At 60.9% G+C, this 17,255-nt stretch carries 15 protein-coding genes; 9 read left to right on the top strand and 6 right to left on the bottom strand.

Annotated features, from left to right (window positions below; all coding sequences use genetic code 11):
• Window positions 1-15: 15 nt before the first annotated feature.
• Window positions 16-1,671 carry an AMP-binding protein gene (locus tag BM079_RS09625; RefSeq protein ID WP_217639672.1) on the bottom strand — a complete coding sequence of 552 codons (1,656 nt, stop codon included), beginning with the start codon at window positions 1,669-1,671 and terminating at the stop codon, window positions 16-18.
• Between the two features lie 384 nt (window positions 1,672-2,055).
• Between BM079_RS09625 and BM079_RS09620 the strand changes: the two genes are divergently transcribed.
• The 3 genes from BM079_RS09620 to BM079_RS09610 are packed head-to-tail and all read left to right on the top strand — an operon-like array spanning window position 2,056 to window position 5,521.
• Entirely contained in the window at window positions 2,056-2,838 is a 783-nt protein-coding gene (locus BM079_RS09620; protein WP_090133448.1) for an SDR family NAD(P)-dependent oxidoreductase, read from the top strand.
• A 30-nt stretch (window positions 2,839-2,868) separates the two neighbouring features.
• Entirely contained in the window at window positions 2,869-4,080 is a 1,212-nt protein-coding gene (locus tag BM079_RS09615) for an acyl-CoA dehydrogenase family protein (RefSeq protein ID WP_090133445.1), read from the top strand.
• Window positions 4,073-5,521, top strand: coding sequence for a phosphotransferase (locus BM079_RS09610; RefSeq protein ID WP_090133443.1), 1,449 nt, complete (start codon window positions 4,073-4,075; stop codon window positions 5,519-5,521). The genes BM079_RS09615 and BM079_RS09610 overlap by 8 nt, the downstream gene beginning before the upstream one ends.
• 46 nt (window positions 5,522-5,567) lie before the next feature.
• Here BM079_RS09610 and BM079_RS09605 read toward each other — a convergent pair whose 3' ends face one another.
• Window positions 5,568-6,287: a 16S rRNA (uracil(1498)-N(3))-methyltransferase gene (locus BM079_RS09605; protein ID WP_090133440.1), complete on the bottom strand. Its 720-nt coding sequence runs from the start codon at window positions 6,285-6,287 to the stop codon at window positions 5,568-5,570.
• A gap of 158 nt (window positions 6,288-6,445) precedes the next feature.
• Between BM079_RS09605 and purD the strand changes: the two genes are divergently transcribed.
• From purD to BM079_RS09585, 4 genes are all read left to right on the top strand, one after another.
• Complete coding sequence (gene purD / locus BM079_RS09600; RefSeq protein ID WP_090134203.1) at window positions 6,446-7,726, top strand: phosphoribosylamine--glycine ligase; 1,281 nt, start codon at window positions 6,446-6,448, stop codon at window positions 7,724-7,726.
• Window positions 7,727-7,803: 77 nt separating this feature from the next.
• Window positions 7,804-8,676: a phosphoribulokinase gene (locus tag BM079_RS09595; RefSeq protein WP_090133437.1), complete on the top strand. Its 873-nt coding sequence runs from the start codon at window positions 7,804-7,806 to the stop codon at window positions 8,674-8,676.
• A gap of 45 nt (window positions 8,677-8,721) precedes the next feature.
• On the top strand, window positions 8,722-9,063 hold the full coding sequence (locus BM079_RS09590; RefSeq protein ID WP_090133435.1) for a histidine triad nucleotide-binding protein: 342 nt from the start codon (window positions 8,722-8,724) through the stop codon (window positions 9,061-9,063).
• Window positions 9,064-9,358: 295 nt separating this feature from the next.
• Window positions 9,359-10,021, top strand: coding sequence for a 3-demethoxyubiquinol 3-hydroxylase (locus BM079_RS09585; protein WP_090133433.1), 663 nt, complete (start codon window positions 9,359-9,361; stop codon window positions 10,019-10,021).
• Between the two features lie 3 nt (window positions 10,022-10,024).
• Here BM079_RS09585 and BM079_RS09580 read toward each other — a convergent pair whose 3' ends face one another.
• From BM079_RS09580 to BM079_RS09565, 4 genes are all read right to left on the bottom strand, one after another.
• Window positions 10,025-11,167 carry an AI-2E family transporter gene (locus tag BM079_RS09580; protein WP_090133430.1) on the bottom strand — a complete coding sequence of 381 codons (1,143 nt, stop codon included), beginning with the start codon at window positions 11,165-11,167 and terminating at the stop codon, window positions 10,025-10,027.
• A 155-nt stretch (window positions 11,168-11,322) separates the two neighbouring features.
• Window positions 11,323-11,742, bottom strand: coding sequence for an OsmC family protein (locus BM079_RS09575; protein ID WP_090133428.1), 420 nt, complete (start codon window positions 11,740-11,742; stop codon window positions 11,323-11,325).
• Window positions 11,743-11,807: 65 nt separating this feature from the next.
• Window positions 11,808-12,479: an N-acetylmuramate alpha-1-phosphate uridylyltransferase MurU gene (gene murU, locus BM079_RS09570; RefSeq protein ID WP_175489664.1), complete on the bottom strand. Its 672-nt coding sequence runs from the start codon at window positions 12,477-12,479 to the stop codon at window positions 11,808-11,810.
• Between the two features lies 1 nt (window position 12,480).
• Window positions 12,481-13,497 carry an aminoglycoside phosphotransferase family protein gene (locus BM079_RS09565; protein ID WP_090133426.1) on the bottom strand — a complete coding sequence of 339 codons (1,017 nt, stop codon included), beginning with the start codon at window positions 13,495-13,497 and terminating at the stop codon, window positions 12,481-12,483.
• Between the two features lie 168 nt (window positions 13,498-13,665).
• On the opposite strand from BM079_RS09565, the gene BM079_RS09560 reads away from it, so the two are divergent.
• Both BM079_RS09560 and BM079_RS09555 read left to right on the top strand, forming a co-directional pair.
• Window positions 13,666-16,101, top strand: coding sequence for an LPS-assembly protein LptD (locus tag BM079_RS09560; RefSeq protein WP_090133424.1), 2,436 nt, complete (start codon window positions 13,666-13,668; stop codon window positions 16,099-16,101).
• A 101-nt stretch (window positions 16,102-16,202) separates the two neighbouring features.
• Window positions 16,203-17,192, top strand: coding sequence for a peptidylprolyl isomerase (locus BM079_RS09555; protein ID WP_090133422.1), 990 nt, complete (start codon window positions 16,203-16,205; stop codon window positions 17,190-17,192).
• The last annotated feature ends 63 nt before the right edge of the window (window positions 17,193-17,255 follow it).

Below are 17,255 nucleotides of genomic sequence, written 5' to 3'. Positions count from 1 at the left end.
GGCGTGCAAACGAACTCAGGCTGTTGCCATCTGCGTTTTCTGATGCTCGCGCAGGGCATATTTTTGAAGCTTGCCGGTCGAAGTTCTTGGGAGCGACGTCTGGAACGTGACGTGCCGTGGCACCTTGAAGTGTGCCATGTGCGCTCGACACCAGCTCAGGAGTTCGGTCTCGTCCAGAGCGTCCGCGCCGGTGACGAGTACCACGAAGGCGTGCGGTGTCTCGCCCCAGAACTCGTGGGGTCTGGCGATGACGGCCACCTCCCGGATGGCAGGATGGTTCATCATGATCTCCTCGATTTCGATCGATGAGATCGATTCGCCGCCCGAGATGATGATGTCCTTGGCGCGATCGCGAATCTCGATATAACCATCCTCATGCATGACGGCAATATCGCCGGTATCGAGCCAGCCTCTTCCCATGGCCTCACGGGTCGCGTCAGGATTCTTGTTGTAGCCCTGCATGATCGTGTTACCGCGCAGCATGAGATGGCCCAGTGACCGGCCGTCGGCGGGCACGTCCTCATGAGTGACCGGATCCTTCAGCGCGACGCGCTCGATCGAGAAGGTGCCCACGCCCTGGCGGATCTGGAGGCGCGCCCGTGCCTCATGGGTCATGGCGGCCCACTCCGGCTGAAACTGACAGACCAGCGAAGGACCATAGGTTTCGGTCATGCCGTAAAGATGGAGCACGTCAAAACCCAGCGCACTCATGCGGGCAATGGTGGCGGAGTTGGGTGGTGCACCGCCCGTGGCCAGCGTCACGGCGTGTGGGAGAGGGGTAGCAGCCTCCGGTTGATCCAGCAGCATGGTCATGATGATGGGCGCCGCGGCCATGTGGGTAATGCCCCGGGTATGAATCATGTCCAGCACCCGGGCCGGCTCTACCCGACGCATGCAGACGTGAGTACCTCCGGCCGCCGTCACCGCCCAGGTATGGGTCCAGCCGTTGCAGTGGAACATGGGCAGCGTCCAAAGATAGACCGTGCGGTCGTCCATCTTCAGCGTCAGCGTGTTGGACAGTGCATTGAGATAGGCGCCGCGATGGCTGTAGATCACGCCCTTGGGATTGCCCGTGGTCCCCGAGGTGTAGTTGAGCGCGATGCAGTCATGCTCATTACCGGGCAGCTTCGAAACCCATGATGTTGCCCCTGCCAGCAGCGCTTCGTAGTCATGCGATGCCGGTAGTGCCTGCAGGGAGGCTTCCCCGCTGCCATCTTCGATCTCGATCAATAGCGGCGCAGGTGACGTCAGTTGCGAAAGCGCTGCGGCCACCGTGCTGCGCAGGCTGCGGTCAAAGATCAGTATCCGTGTTTCGGCATGCGCCATGATGAAGGCAATCGAGGCACCATCCAGCCTTGCGTTGATGGCATTGAGAACGCCGCCCGCCATTGGTACGCCGTAGTGGGCCTCCAGCGTGGCCCTTGAGTTCATGCCCAGCGTCGAGACGACTTCTCCAGAAGCAATCCCCAGAGCCTGCAGGGCGCCGGTGAGCCGGCAGCAGCGCTGATAAAACGCTCGATAGGTGAGCGTGACCTCTTCATCGATAACGGCAACACGCTCCGGATGAATCCGAACGGCTCGTTCCAGAAAGCTGATAGGCGAAAGGGGAACATGATTACTTTCACCCTGTGGGGGGGATGACGACGTTTGTAATCTAAAGGAGTTATCCAAGGCCATATCTCCACGCGATGATTGGTTTATCTTTTTTATTATTTAAATGAAAAAAGATTTAAATAAATAAAGCCCAAGAGTGATGATTTAAAAAAGATCATGAGGTATCAGGGGGCAGGTCAACATTAATCAGTGCTGATTTAATCAAGTGTCAGAAAGGTTAAAGGCTTTTTTTACAGTTTAATATAAACGTGTGTTGGCGGTTGTGGCTTTTATATGAACAACATGATCAGTCCGGCACATTTGAAGTGAACTATACGTCGTAGTTTGAAAGTTATTATTAATATTGACGTCCACGATGGCATTAATCGTTTATGTTTAATGTTGCATGTAATCGAGGGCGGTCATGGACAGGTGTTTATTGAGACCAGGGCTGGAGTTGTCATGACAGCGGATATCGAAACGCGCCTGCGGCTTGAAGGGCAGGTGGCACTGATTACAGGCGCTGCCAGCGGTCTGGGAGCGCATTTCAGTCAGGTGCTTGGCAGCGCCGGGGCATCGCTGATGCTGACCGGGCGTCGTCGAGCGCCTCTGGAGGCTCGAGCCGAAGAGCTGCGGCATCAGGGCATCCGGGCGTGGGTGTGTGACATGGACATTCGTGATGACGAGGACGTTCAGCGCGCGCTCGAGACGCTGATCGCCGAGGCAGGGCAGGGGCCGGATATCGTCATCAATAACGCCGGCATTACCGATACGACGTCGGCGATGTCACGCGACATGAACGCCTGGGATGACATTGTCGATACCAATCTCAACGGTGCCATGCGCGTATCCCGGGCGGTTGCCAGCGACATGCAGGCACAGGGACGGGGCGGTGCGATCGTCAACGTGGCCTCGATTCTCGGGCTGCGCTCGGCAGGTCACGTGGCAGCCTACAGCGCCAGCAAGGCCGGACTGATCCAGCTCACCAAAAATCTGGCGCTGGAATGGGCGCGTTACGGCATTCGGGTCAACGCCTTGGCGCCGGGCTATATCGATACGCCGCTGAATCATGATTTTTTTCAGAGCGAGCAGGGGCAGAAGCTGATTCGACGCATTCCCCAGCGGCGCCTGGGCACGCCTGACACCCTGGATGGTCCTTTGCTGCTGCTGTGCAGCGACGCCGGCAGCTACATGACCGGCAGCGTGCTTACCGTTGATGGCGGCCACATGGTCAGCTCGCTCTGACGCCCATTTTCCTACCTGTCTGGACACCACATGGACTTTTCACTCCCCCGGGATATCGAGCAGTACCGTCAGCGCATCAGTGCCTTCGTGGAGGAGCGTATCCTGCCGCTGGAGCAGGATCGGGCCAATTTTGATGAGCATGAAAACATCGTGGATCACCACCTGAAGCGGCTGCGCGGCGAGGTGAAGGACGCCGGACTCTGGTCACCTCAGATGCCGCGCTATCGCGGTGGCATGGGGCTTTCCATGGTGGGCATGGCGGCCTGCTACGAGGCGATGAACCGCTCCATTTTCGGGCCGGTCTGCTTCAATGCCGTGGCGCCTGACGATGGCAACATGATGGTGCTTGAAAAGGTAGCCACCGAGGCGCAGAAAACGCGCTGGCTGCAGCCGATCGTTGACGGGCGTGTTCGCAGTGCCTTTGCCCTGACCGAGCCGCATCCCGGTGCCGGTTCCGATATGGCCGGCATGATGCAGACCCGTGCCGAGCGCCGCGGCGACCGCTGGGTCATCAACGGTCACAAGTGGTTCATTACCGGTGCCGGGCTTGCCGAGCATTTCATGCTGGTGGCCCGCACCAGCGATGACGCTCGCAAGGGGCTGACCGTCTTTCTATTCCACCGCGACCAGCCGGGCTGGGAGATCAAACGCCGTATTCCGATCATGGGTCCCGAGGAACACGGCGGCCACTGTGAGCTGATTTTCGACGGGCTCGAGATTCCCGATGATCAGGTGCTGCTGGGTGTGGGTGAGGGCATGAAGGTGGCCCAGACCCGGCTGGCCCCGGCGCGGCTGACCCACTGCATGCGCTGGCTGGGGCTGGCGCGGCGTGCGATGGAAGAAGCGCTTGGACATGTCGAGACCCGTCAGGCTTTTGGAAGCGTGCTGGCGGACAACCAGAGCATCCAGACCTCGCTGGGTGAGGTGGCCATGGAGATCGAGATCGGTCGAACGCTGGTGATGAAGGCGGCCTGGGCGCTCGATCAGGGCAGTTTTGCCCGCAAGGAGATCAGCATGGCCAAGGTTGCGGTCTCCAACGTGCTCAACAAGGCGGTGGATGTGGCCATTCAGGTGCACGGTGCCAGGGGGTACTCGCAGGACACGGTGCTCGAGTGGATCTATCGCTACGCGCGGCAGGCCCGCATCGTCGATGGCGCCACCGAGGTCCACCAGATGCTGATGGCGCGCATGCTGCGCAGCGAAGGCAACGACTTCTGGCGCTGGGAGGTGGCAGGTGAGTGATACCGATCCGGATTCAGCCCTGAACGCCTGGCTGGCGCAGCAGGCCGGAGCCGAGTGGGTCACGATCAACTCGCAGCGACCCCTGGGCGGCGGTGCCGTCCAGGACAACCGTCTGCTTCAGGTGAGCGTGATCGGCGGCCCCATGAAAGGGGAGCAGCGCTGGGTGCTGCGCAGCGACGCCCGGGCGCCGCTGGCGATCAGCGCCAGCCGCGAAGAGGAGTTCGCGCTGCTCAAGCGCGCCTGGCGCTACGGCATTTGCGTGCCCGAGCCGCTGTGGATGTGTCAGGACAACGCCATTCTGGGGCGTCCCTTCATGATCATGCGACACGTGGCAGGCGTTGCCTCGCCCCGGTCGCTGGTCGCCCGGGCTGGTGACGGCGGCCTTGAACCATTGGTCGAGGCGCTCGGGGCAGAGCTGGCGCGCATTCACGCCCTGCCGTTGTCTGATGACGAGCGACAGTCATGTGATGGTGTCAATGTGGTCTCAAGGCAGCTGGCTGACTATCAGAACCGCCTGGCGCAGATCCCCGAACCACAGCCGACGCTGGCATGGGCGCTGCGCTGGCTAAAACGCCATCCCCCCACACCGTCAAAAACCGTACTGGCGCACAACGATTTTCGCACCGGCAATTTTCTGGTCAATGACGACCGGCTCGAGGCCGTGCTGGACTGGGAGTTTGCCGGGCCCAATGATGCGCTGGCCGATATTGGCTGGTTCTGTGCGCCGTGCTGGCGCTTTGCAAGTGCGCTCGAGGCCGGCGGGCTGGGTTCGATCGAGGCCCTGGTCAGAGGCTATGAGGGCGCCGGAGGTGAACGTTTCGAGCGTGACCAGCTTGATCGATGGATCATCCTGGCGACGCTGCGCTGGGCCGTGATCGCGCTGGAACAGGGAGCACGTCATGACAGCGGAATGCAGCCCGACCTGGAACTGGCGCTGACGACACATCTTTTACCGGGGCTCGAACTTGATCTGCTGCGCCTGATCCCGCTTGAAGCCGGTGTTGACCCGGCACTTTTGCCCGAGTCCGGCAACGAAGCCGGATCGCCAACACTTTCCGGGGCCTGGGGGGCGCTGTCGGCACTCAACGACGATGCCTGCGATCTGATGGCGATCACGCGAGAGACGCTCAAGTCAGAGGTCATTCCGGCACTGAATGGTGATGCCCGCCACTCGGCCCTGATGGTGGCCAATGCGCTGTCGATCATTGCTCGCCAGCAGCATCGCGGTATCTCCATCTGGGATCAGGTCCGGGAGACGCTGTCACAGCAGTTCTCGCTGGCGTTGGACGGCAGCGACTCCCACGCCGGGGCGCGGGCGCTGGTCGAGGAAATTCATGACGGCAGGCGTGATGCCCCGGAGCTTTTTGAAGCGCTGCGTCATCTACTGCGGGAGGATGCGCTGGCACGTGCGCGCATCAGTCAGCCCAGGGCGGCGCAGTAGCACTGGCGGCGTGAAGGCCAGCGCGAATCGTGTCACGAAGCAGGGATCAGAAAAGTCTTGAAAGCAGCGAAACTACTGCCGTTTCCACGCGCAGGATGCGCGGTCCCAGATGGATACCCTCAAACCCCAGCGCCTGAAACTGCTGCACTTCATAGGGAATAAACCCGCCTTCGGGGCCGATGGCCAGGGTCACGGGGCTGTCCATGGGCAGCCCGCGCGGGCAGCTTTCCCCGACACCCGGGTGTGCCAGCAGGGCCCTGTGGCCGGCAATTGTCCCGGGCAATCTGTCCTCGATAAAGGGTTTGAAGCGCGGCTGGAAATCCACCGTCGGAAGTATCGTGTCGCGGGCCTGCTCAAGGCCCAGGCGCAAATGTGCCTCGATGCGCTCGGGCTGAAGTTCGGGCGACTGCCAGTAACTTTTCTCGACCCTTGCCGTGTGCAGAAGGGTCAGTCGCTTGACCCCCATGGTGGCAATGTTTTCAAGCGAGCGTGCCAGCATGCGAGGGCGCGGCAGTGCCAGCAGTAGATGCAGCGGCAGCGGCGGCGGCGGGGGAGTATCAAGATGCAGGATCTCGAAAACGGCGCAGTCCTTTTCCAGTTCGAGCAGCCGGGCACGACCGATGCCCTTGTCGGTCATCCCGACCGTCAATTCCTCGCCGGCGGAGGCCCGATGGATCTCGTGAAGATGACGCAGGCGTCGACTATCGTGGATACAGGCTCGATCAGGTGGCACAAGATCGTCACGGGTGAGCAGCAGGAGATTCATGGTGGCATGTCCAGACGGTACGGGCGGATCGACAGGGGCGGCGATGATAGCGCAGCTTGCCCGGGCGGACGACCCGTGCGCTTTCTGACATAATGCGCCCGACACGCGCCCGGACAGACGGGCAACCGGCTTGAACCATGACGCAGGAAAGCTTCGGCATGAAGGTACTGATGATCGGCGGCGGTGGCCGCGAACATGCGCTGGCATGGAAACTGGCACAATCGCCGCGGGTGGATGAGGTGCTGCTGGCGCCCGGCAATGCCGGCACCGCGCGCGAGCCCGGCCTTCGCAACGTCGATGTTGCCAGCGGCGACATCGAAGGATTGCTGGCGGTAGCCCGCCGCGAGGCAGTCGAGCTGACCGTGGTCGGCCCCGAAGCGCCACTGGTGGCCGGCGTGGTGGATCGTTTTCAGGCCGAGGGCCTGCGCATCTTCGGGCCGAGTGCGGCGGCGGCGCAGCTCGAGGGTTCCAAGGCCTTCAGCAAGGACTTTCTGGCCCGTCACAACATTCCTACTGCCCGCTATCAGAGCTTTACGGATGTGGCCCCGGCGCTGGCGTATCTTGAGTCGCAGGGTGCGCCGATCGTGATCAAGGCCGACGGTCTGGCCGCCGGCAAGGGCGTGATCGTGGCCATGGACATGGGGCAGGCCCGCGCCGCCGTTCAGGACATGCTGGAAGACAACGCCTTTGGCGATGCTGGCGCCCGGGTGGTCATCGAGGAGTATCTTGACGGTGAAGAGGCCAGCTTTATCGTCATGGCCGATGGCGATCACGTGCTCGAGATGGCCACCAGCCAGGACCACAAGCGGGTCGGCGACAACGACAGCGGTGCCAATACCGGCGGCATGGGGGCCTATTCGCCGGCACCGGTGGTGACCGAAAGCGTCCGCAAGCGGGTCATGCGCGAGATCATCATGCCGACCATCCAGGGCATGAAGGCTGATGGTCACGCCTATACAGGCTTTCTCTACGCGGGCCTGATGATCGATGATCAGGGCGCCCCCAGAGTGATCGAGTACAACTGCCGCTTCGGAGACCCTGAAACCCAGCCGATCATGCTGCGCCTCAAATCCGATCTGCTCGAGCTTTGTGAGGCGGGCCTTGATGGCCGGCTGAACCAGTATCAGTGCCAGTGGGATGAGCGGGCCGCGGTCGGCGTGGTCATGGCGGCGAAGGGTTACCCGGAAGGCTATCGCAAGGGCGATGTCATTACCGGTTTCGAAGCGGCCCATCGCCTTGGATGCCATGTCTTTCATGCCGGTACCCGCGAAAGCGAACGTGGTGCCATCGAGACGGCCGGCGGGCGCGTGCTATGCGTGACCGCACTCGGGGATGACGTGAAAGCCGCGCGCGATCTCGCCTACGAGGGCGTGGCTGCCATGCAGTTCGAGGGCGGTTTCTATCGTCATGACATTGCAGCGCGTGCCATTGATCGATAGTGCTGCACACCGGCCCGTGTGACGCGGGCCGGTATCAATAATAATATCTTGATCCGATCTGCAGCTCAGGAGGCGCCATGTCACGCGAGCATCCCGTGATTGCCATCACCGGCTCGTCCGGCGCAGGAACCACTACCGTTCGGCGTGCCTTCGAGCGCATGTTCTCCCGCAAGGGGATCAAGGCGGCCTTTGTCGACGGGGACGCCTTTCACCGCTACAGCCGCGAGGACCTGGCGCGTATCTTTCGTGACGAGCCCGAGCGCAAGAATGAGCTCTCTCACTTCGCGGTCGAGGCCAACCTGCTGGATCGCCTTGAGCGTCTGTTTGCCGAATACGGCGAACACGGTACCGGCACCTACCGTCACTACATTCATGCCGAAGACAAGCGCATGCTGGAGGCCGGCTATCGGGTCGGCACCTTTACCGAATGGCATTCGCTGCCAACCGGCACGGATCTTCTGTTTTACGAGGGTCTGCATGGCGGGCTGGTGTCCAGTCAGCACGATCTGGCCCAGCATGTCGATCTGCTGATCGGGGTAACGCCGACGGTCAATCTCGAGTGGATTCAAAAGATCGACCGCGATATCAACATGCGCGGCCACTCTCATGAAGCGGTTGTGGACACGATTCTGGGGCGCATGCAGGACTACGTGCGCTACATCGTGCCGCAGTTCTCTCGCACGCATATCAATTTTCAGCGCGTGCCCACGGTGGATACCTCCAATCCCTTCGAGCCGCAGGCGATCCCCTCCGATGCCGAATCCCTGGTGGTAATCCGCTTTCGTGACCGCGACAGCGCCGATTTTCCCTACCTTCTGACCATGCTGTCGGGGGCCTTCATGACCCGTCCCAGTACGCTGGTGGTGCCCGGGGCGCAAATGCCACTGGCCATCGAGCTGATTCTGGAGCCGCAGATCGAGGCGCTGCTGGCACAGCGGCGCTTTCGCTAGACTTTCCGGCGCCGATAACGATCCATTCCTGATCAGGGAGTTTGTATGTCCACCATTTTTTCCAGAATCATCAATCGCGAGATCAAGGCAGACATCGTCTATGAAGACGATGACATACTGGCGTTCAACGACGTCAATCCGCAGGCGCCGGTGCATGTGCTGATCATCCCCAAAAAGGAGATCGCCACGCTCAACGACCTGACCGAAGTCGATGCCGAAGTGGTGGGCAAACTGCACCTGGCTGCGGCAAAAATCGCACGTGACAAGGGCTTTGCAGAAGAGGGTTATCGGGTGGTCATGAACTGCAACGAGAAGGGCGGCCAGAGCGTCTACCACATTCATCTCCACCTGATGGGCGGACGTCAGATGAGCTGGCCTGCCGGCTGAAACCCTGCTGATATGGCAAAAGCGCCTGAAGGCCATGTCTGCAGGCGCTTTTTTGCGTCCGGGCGGCCCTCAGGTGCTGTTCAGCCTGTTCGTGCAGATGGCCAAGGGGCTACCCATGACGCGGTGCCCTTTATCAATCGCCGCGCGCTGAGTGCGGTCGCCTGGATCGTTGGCGCCGGCGGCGCAGTCAAACACTGCATCTTTTTGATTGGAGATCGCAGGCCGCGGAGATGGTCACTATAGTCAGGACAGCCGCTGCCTTTTTCAGCGTGAGCGATTTTTCAGGAGACGTGCCATGTCCCGTCAATTTACGCGTAGCGATCGACTTGTTGATCAGTTCGATACCATGCTGCGCACCCTGGTGCCGGGCGCTACGCGTGTCAGCCGCGCCAGACCCGGTCTACGGGAGAAAAACAAGCCGATGACCACCGATGAAGCCCGGCACTCGATTGCGGTACTGCGCCATCATCATCGCGGTCGGGTTATCGGTCAGGGCATTTATCAGGGCCAGCGTTTTGCCACGGGCCTGAGCAGCCGGTATCAGCCGGTGGATGACCTGTCGGTTCGCGGCGTTGACCATCTGGACTGGTGTGACTCGCGACTGCGGGAGCTGGGCGGGCGACCCTCGAGGCTGACGCCCTTTTATTATATGGCCTCGCTCGGCGCAGGCATGCTGCTGAGCCGGCGCAGCGAGGCCCGCGGACTGGGGCTGGTCAATATGGGGGAAAGTCTGCAGGCCGAGTCGCTGGAGCGCCAGCTGGCGGCACTGCCAGCAGGAGATGAAACGTCACGTGCGATCGTTCGTCAGATGCTTGATGACAGCACACGCCATGCGCGTGGTGCGCTCGAAGCCGGTGGTCAGCGCTGGTCCGGCCCCCGACGCCTTGTGGCATCGCTGGGGGCGCGGGTCTGCGAGTGGCGACGTCTTCGCCACCACTCATCCGGCATGATGAACTGAGGATCATTCCCCGGGCTGTTTGATGTTTCGGGGTGTCAGCGGTGTTGTGTCGCTGGTTTCCGAAGAAGTGGGTGACAGCTCGGTAACCGTATCGACTTCGTCTTCTTCCTTTTCGTGCGAGAAGAGATCCCAGGCCGCGATGAACAGTGCTGCGATCAGTGGGCCGATCACAAAGCCATTGATGCCGAAAAGCGCCATGCCGCCCAGTGTCGAGATCAGGACAACGTAGTCGGGCAGCTTGGTGTCCTTGCCGACCAGAATCGGACGCAGGAAGTTGTCGGCAAGGCCGATGACCACAACCCCGACAAAGACCAGAATGACCCCGTCGAGAATGTTGCCGGTCATCAGGTAATAGAGCGCCACCGGTGCCCAGACCAGCGCTGCGCCAATCGCCGGCAGCAGAGAGAGAAAGGCCATGATGACGCCCCAGAGCAGAGGCGCTTCAATGCCCAGTCCCCAGAAGGCCAGGCCGCCAATGGCGCCCTGGGTGGCGGCCACGATGATGTTGCCCTTGACCGTAGCGCGCGTGACCGTAATGAACTTGTTGAGCAGCTGATACTTGTAGCGTGCGCTCAGGGGAATGGCCTGGCGAATGCGTCGCCCCAGCGGGATGCCGTCCCGAAACAAAAAGAACAGCAGATAGAGCATGATGCCAAGGCTGACAAAAAACTGCAGGGTGTTCTGTCCGATACTCAAGGCTCGGGATGCCAGCATCTGACTGCCCTGCGCAGCGCCCTCGGAGACCCGGTCGCGCAGCTGGGAAAGATCACCCATGCCGGTGCTTTCGAGCCAGCCATCGACCGTTGGCGGCAGTGCCTGTCTTGCCTGTTCCACGTAGGCGCCAATATCCAGATCACCCGAGCGAATGCGCTGATAGACACTGGTGCCTTCCTGAACCAGCGAGCCGGCGATCAGGGTGACCGGAATGATGACGATAAAGACACAGATCAGGACGTTGGTGATGGCCGCCAGATTGCGTCGACCACCAAAGAGGCTCAACAGGCGTCGCTGCAGGGGCATAAAGACCAGGGCCAGAATCACACCCCAGAAGATGGCGCTGAAAAAGGGCAGCAGTATCCAGACAAATGCGATGGAGACGCCTGCCAGCAGCAGCTCGAACGCCCTTTTTTCGATCGGTTTTCCCATACCTTCTCCTGCCTTGCTGTCATGTCAGCGGCGCTGACCGGTCAGGCCTGTAACAGTCGTAAAAAACCCGGCATCCTGCCGGGTGTGTCGTCACCAGTGTAGTCTGACTGCGCCAAACAATAGTGGTTCGTCGGTGATTGGTGACGTCATGTCGTTCAGGCCTCAACGATTTCCCATGAGTGGGTAATCTCGACGCCGCCGTTGGCAAGCATCAGCGAGGCGCTGCAGTATTTCTCGGCCGAAAGCTCCACGGCCCGCTTGACCTGGGCTTCCTTGAGCGCAACGCCTGTGACCACGAAGTGCAGATGAATGCTGGTAAACACGGCCGGTGTGGTGTCAGCGCGCTCGGCCTTGAGCCGGGTAACGCAGTCGGTGACCTTCGCGCGCGCCTTCTCAAGAATGTTGATGACGTCATAGGCACTGCATCCGCCAAGGCCCATGAGGACCATTTCCATCGGCCGAGGGCCGGTGTTGCGACCGCCGTTGTCCGGGTTGCCGTCGAGAATGATGGCGTGGCCGCTGCCCGATTCGGCCACAAATTGTCGACCATCGGTCCATTTGATGCTGGCTTCCATGAGTCCTGCTCCGTACAAATACAGGGGATAACCCCTGTCATGGGTGATAAACTGGGGTGACGACGTCAGCCCCGGGAGGAAAGCTGCTGCTCGAGAAGTGCCAGTCGCTCGGGCGTGCCAATATCCGACCACTCGCCCCGATGGTGGTAACCGCCAAGACGTTGCTGCTGCATGGCCCTGCGCAGGCATGGTAAAAGCGGACAGGGCGTGTTGTCGGCAAGCTCCGCCACCAGCGCCGGCTGCATCAGCGCGATGCCGGCATAGACCAGGCACGGTACACCCTGCTCATGCAGGCGGCCGGCCTCGTCGAGATGAAAGTCTCCCCGCGGATGGTGCTCGGGGGTGTCGACCATGACCAGCCGCGCCAGATCATCATTGAGAGGGCCCAGGCTGTCGGGAGAAATGTCGCACCAGACATCGGCATTGACCAGCCAGAAGGGCGCATTCCCCAGCAGGGGCAGGGCGTGACGAATGCCGCCGGCCGTTTCGAGTGCGACGGGCTCGACGCTGTAGCGCAGTCGAACGCCGTAGCGGGTGCCATCCCCCAGCGCCGTCATGATCTGCTCGCCCAGATAGCTGACATTGATAACGATGTCGGTAATGCCCGCTGTACGCAGACGTTCGATGTGGTATTCGATCAGGGCGCGGCCGCCCACCCTGAGCAGGGGTTTGGGGCAGTCATCGGTCAGCTCGCGCATGCGCGAACCGCGTCCGGCGGCCAGAATCATCGCTTTCATGTCAGCACTCCTGACCGGCAGTGCGATGCTCGATCAGTCGGGCATCAAGTGCCGGCACAAAGCAGGTATCAAACCACTGCATGAACGCTTCAAACCCTGGCTGCCCTGTCAGCCCCTGTCGCACATGTTCGACAAACAGCGGCAGCAGCATGAGATAGCGCGGCTTGTCATCGCGCAGTGCCAGACGACAGAAAAGCCCCAGCACCTTGAGGCTGCGCTGGGCGCCGGTCAGATCGACCATGCGTCGAAACGCCTCGGGGGCCACGGTCGCCATGACACCGGCCTTTTGGGCCCGCTGTCGCCATGTCTCGATCCAGCGCGTCTGATCGCTTTCCGGCCAGGCGTTGTTGCGATCGCGCAGCAGCGAGACCAGATCGTAGGCCAGTGGCCCGCATACGGCGCCCTGAAAATCGATGACCCAGAGCTGGCTGTCGTGGCACATGAGATTTTGTGCGTGAAAGTCGCGATGCACGCACACCTGAGGCTGGGTCGTTAGGGCGACGACAAGCTGCTCGCGTACCTGTGGCCAGCTGTCGGGGGGCGCGATATCGAGCCACTGTGTGAGGCACCACTGCGGGAAAAGGTCGAGCTCATCGCCCAGCCAGCGGGCGTCATAGGGGGGCAGGTCATCGGGTGGCAGCGCCGCGATGGCCACCGAGACCGAGATGGCCTGTTCCATGAGGGCTTCACGCTGGTCCGGACACGCCAGATGCTGGCGCAGCATGTCATCGCCCAGGTCCTGCATCTCGATGAAGCCCTGCGCCAGATCGACGTGGTAAAGCTCGGGAACGCGGATGTCGTGTGCGCGCCACTGACGAGCGATCTCCACGAAAGGATGACTGTTTTCGCGCTCCGGCGGGGCATCCATCAGAATGCGTGACTGTCCACCGTCGAGGGGCAGGCGAAAATAGCGCCGAAAGCTGGCATCATCTGTCACGATCTCGAGTTCGGGTGGCGTGGCCTCAAGGCCGTGGTGAGATGCCGCCCAGCGGCGCAGGGCGTCAAGGCGCGCTGTCATGGGAACTCCTGGTTGACGGTACGGTTACGGCACCGCATGCTGAGCGCTCAATGGCCGCAACAGTAAACTTTTATCGCTGTTTTCAGGCTGCTGCGGTGTCTGTTGCCGCGTACCATACCGATTTTTAAAAGCAATCACATCGCCTCATTGCAAGGAAGAACAAGGATCATGGGCCAGCGTATCTTCTGGACCGCCGCCTCGCTGACCGGTCTTCTCTCGACCATGGCTCAGGCGGCGCCCCAGCCACTGCCTGCCAGCGAACTCGACTGGCAGGCCTGGGGAGATGACCGCCCCGCCAATGCGCTGTGTCGGGGTCGCTACATCATGCCGGACTATCGTATCGATGCCGGCAGCACTCCGTCACAGGTGCGTACCGAATCCGATGACGCCGGCTACGGCAGCAACGGGGAAACCCTGCTTGATGGCGAGGTAGTGCTGCGTCGCGGTGACCAGCAGCTTGAAGCGCAGCGCGCCACACTCAATCAGGATCGTACCAACGTATCGCTGCAGGGCCCGGTGGCCTACCGCCAGCCCGGCTTTCTGGTGCGCGGCGACAAGGGGCAGGTTGCACTCAACAGCGATGCCGCCGAGATCGATCAGGCCCATTACGTGGCTCATCAGCAGCGTCTGCGTGGCGATGCCGGCCAGCTGGCAAGACTGGAGGATGGCCGCTACCGCCTGCAGGACGCCTCCTTTACCACCTGCGAGCCGCAGTCGAGTCTCTGGAAGCTGGTCAGCAGTGATATCACCCTTGATCGCGAAAACGGCTACGGTACGGCCACTCATGCGCGCATGGAAGTCGAGAATGTCCCGGTCTTCTACTGGCCCTGGGTGCGCTTTCCGATCGATGACCGCCGTCTGACCGGCTTTTTATGGCCATCCGTCAGCTACGGCAGTGAATCCGGACTCGATTATGCCCAGCCGTTTTATCTGAACCTGGCGCCCAATTACGATGCCACTGTTACGCCACGCGTTATTTCCGGAAGAGGCGAGGCGATCGGTGGGCAGCTGCGATACCTCTTTGATGAGGACGCCGGTACGCTGGAAGGCAACTATCTCGGCCATGATGACGGTGGCGAGGACAAGGATTACGAAGGCGAGGATCGCTGGTTCGTGCGCTATGCCCACGACGGACGTTTTTCGCCGCGCACCACCTATAACCTCCGCTATGGCGCCGCCAGCGATGGCGATTATTTCGACGATTTCGGCCAGACCTTCGAAGAGCAGGACACCGATAATCTCGAGCGTCTGGCGCGGCTGAACTATCAGGGCACGACCTGGAATCTCCAGGCGCGAGCCCGCGGCTACCAGAAGCTCGACGAGCCGCTGCGCGACGATGACAAACCGTTCTATGAGCTGCCGGCATTACTGGCGAGCGCGCGCTGGGATCAGGCCGGCGGCCTTTATGAAGAGTTCAACTCCAGCGCTACCTATTTCTGGCGTGACGTCAATTATAGTGATCCTTCGATCATCCCGCAGGAATCCGCGACCGGTGCGCGCGTTCATGTCGCTCCGGCCATCGGCTTTCGCCGTTCTCCGTCCTGGGGTTTTTTTGAGCCCCGTGCCGAACTCATGGCGACCCAGTATGATCTGGACTGGCATGGACGTGACGACACCTCGGACTTTGATCGTTCGCCCAATCGGGTGCTGCCGGTGCTGTCAGTGGATTCAGGGCTGATATTCGAGCGTGATACCAGTATTTTTGGACGCGACTGGCGCCAGACGCTGGAGCCACGTTTGTACTATGCCTACGCGCCATACCGGGATCAGTCCGAGCTGCCACAGTTCGATAGCCGCGAGCAGCCGCTGTCCTATTCACAGCTGTGGTCACCCTACCGGTTCAGCGGTTCCGATCGAATTGGCGATACCAACAAGGTGTCCTACGGCGTCAGTACGCGCTTCCTTGAAGACGATACCGGGCGTGAACGTCTGGGACTGTCGGTCGGGCAAAGCCGTTATTTCGAGGATCGTCGTGTTGTAGATGCGCGCTTCGAAGATCGAACCATCAACGAGCAAAGCGATCTTTTTTACCGCAATACTCGTGACCGTTCTCCAATCGTTGCCGAAGCGGACTGGCAGATTACCGATCGCTGGTCGGCGCGCCAGTCGTTTTTCTATGACGATCACCGCGATCGCACCGAGAAGACCTCTTCTTATCTGACCTATCAGGATACCGACAATCTGATCCTCAATCTGGGCTATCGCTGGACCGTTCAGGATTTCGATCCCTTTGGAGATCAGGATGATCGCCTGACCTATAACCGTGAAGAGTACGATATTTCGGCGGCTTACCGTATTACTCCGGCAATTTCACTGCTCGGTCGCTATCTGTATGATCAGACCAACAATCGGACACTCGAGACGCTGGCGGGAGTGCGCTTCAACGACTGCTGCTACGGTGTTCAGCTTGCCTGGCGTGAGTATATTGACGACGACGAGACGGCTCGCATCGACGATGATGAACGCAAGCATGGCCTCTTTTTGTCCTTTATCTTCAAGGGGCTTGGCGGTGTCGGTCAGGGCAGCAGCGATGGTTATTTCTCCGAGGCCATTCCCGGCGTTCGGGAAGATGACTTCGGTGCCTACACCGGCATCAGCCAATAGGCGTTCTGATCGCCCATGATCGGGCCATAACCCGTAGCGAAGGTATCTCCTTGCTGCACTACTGACGACACGTCGGTTTTATGAATGAAAAGAGAGAGTTCATGAAAGCACGCAACGCAAACACGCTGGCCGCTCTGGGCCTTGCGCTGAGTCTTTCCATTTCGCCGCTGGCATCGGCTGCCGTGCAGCCTCTGGATGGCATCGTTGCCGTGGTCAACGATGATGCGATCATGTCCAGCGATCTGGATCAGCGTGTCGCGCAGGTGCGTCAGCAGATGCAGTCACGCGATATCGGTCTGCCGGACCAGAATGAGCTGCGTGAGCAGGTGCTGTCGCGCATGATCACCGAGCGGATCGAACTGCAGATGGCCCAGCGTGCCAATCTCAGCATCAGCAACAGCGATCTCAACCAGGCCATGCGCGGTGTTGCCCAGCGCAACAACATGACGCTTGAGCAGTTTGCCGACCGTGTCGAGCAGGAGGGCATGAGCTATGCCCAGGTCAGAGAGCAGGTGCGTCGTGAGCTTCTGATCACCCAGGTACAGCAGCGCAGTGTGGCCGGGCAGATCAACATTTCCGACCGCGAAGTGGATCAGTACCTGAAGCAGGCCGGCAGCAATGCCGGCGTGCAGTATCATCTGGCGCATATCCTCATCGCCGTGCCTCAGGCGCCCACCCCGCAGCAGGCTGAAGCTGCGCGCCAAAAGGCTGAACAGTTGCGCCAGAGCATTGTGTCCGGGCAGGCCCGGTTTCAGGAGGTCGCCGCGGCGCAGTCCGACGGTCCCCAGGCGCTGGACGGTGGCGATCTGGGCTGGCGAAGCGGCGCCGAGATGCCCAGCATCTTTGACGATGTCGTTCCCGGCATGAGCGTGGGGGATGTCAGCGAACCCATCCGCAGCCCCAGCGGCTACCATCTGATCACCCTGCTGGAAAAACGCGGCGGCGGCAATGCCGAGCAGCAGCGTGAACAGATCCGTCGCACGCTTTTCCAGCGCAAGGTCAACGAGGAACTCGAGGCGTGGACGCAGGAAATTCGCGCTTCGGCCTACATTGATAATCGACTGGAGAAAGGCAGCGGCGCCACGCCGTAACCGCCCACATCTTCATTCGATGCCGACGGTGATGACGGGCCGCGAGTACTCCTCGCGGCCTTT

The sequence above is a fragment of the Kushneria avicenniae genome (assembly GCF_900112585.1).
GTDB classification, from domain to species: Bacteria; Pseudomonadota; Gammaproteobacteria; order Pseudomonadales; family Halomonadaceae; genus Kushneria; species Kushneria avicenniae.
This window is presented reverse-complemented; position numbering and strand designations above follow the sequence as displayed.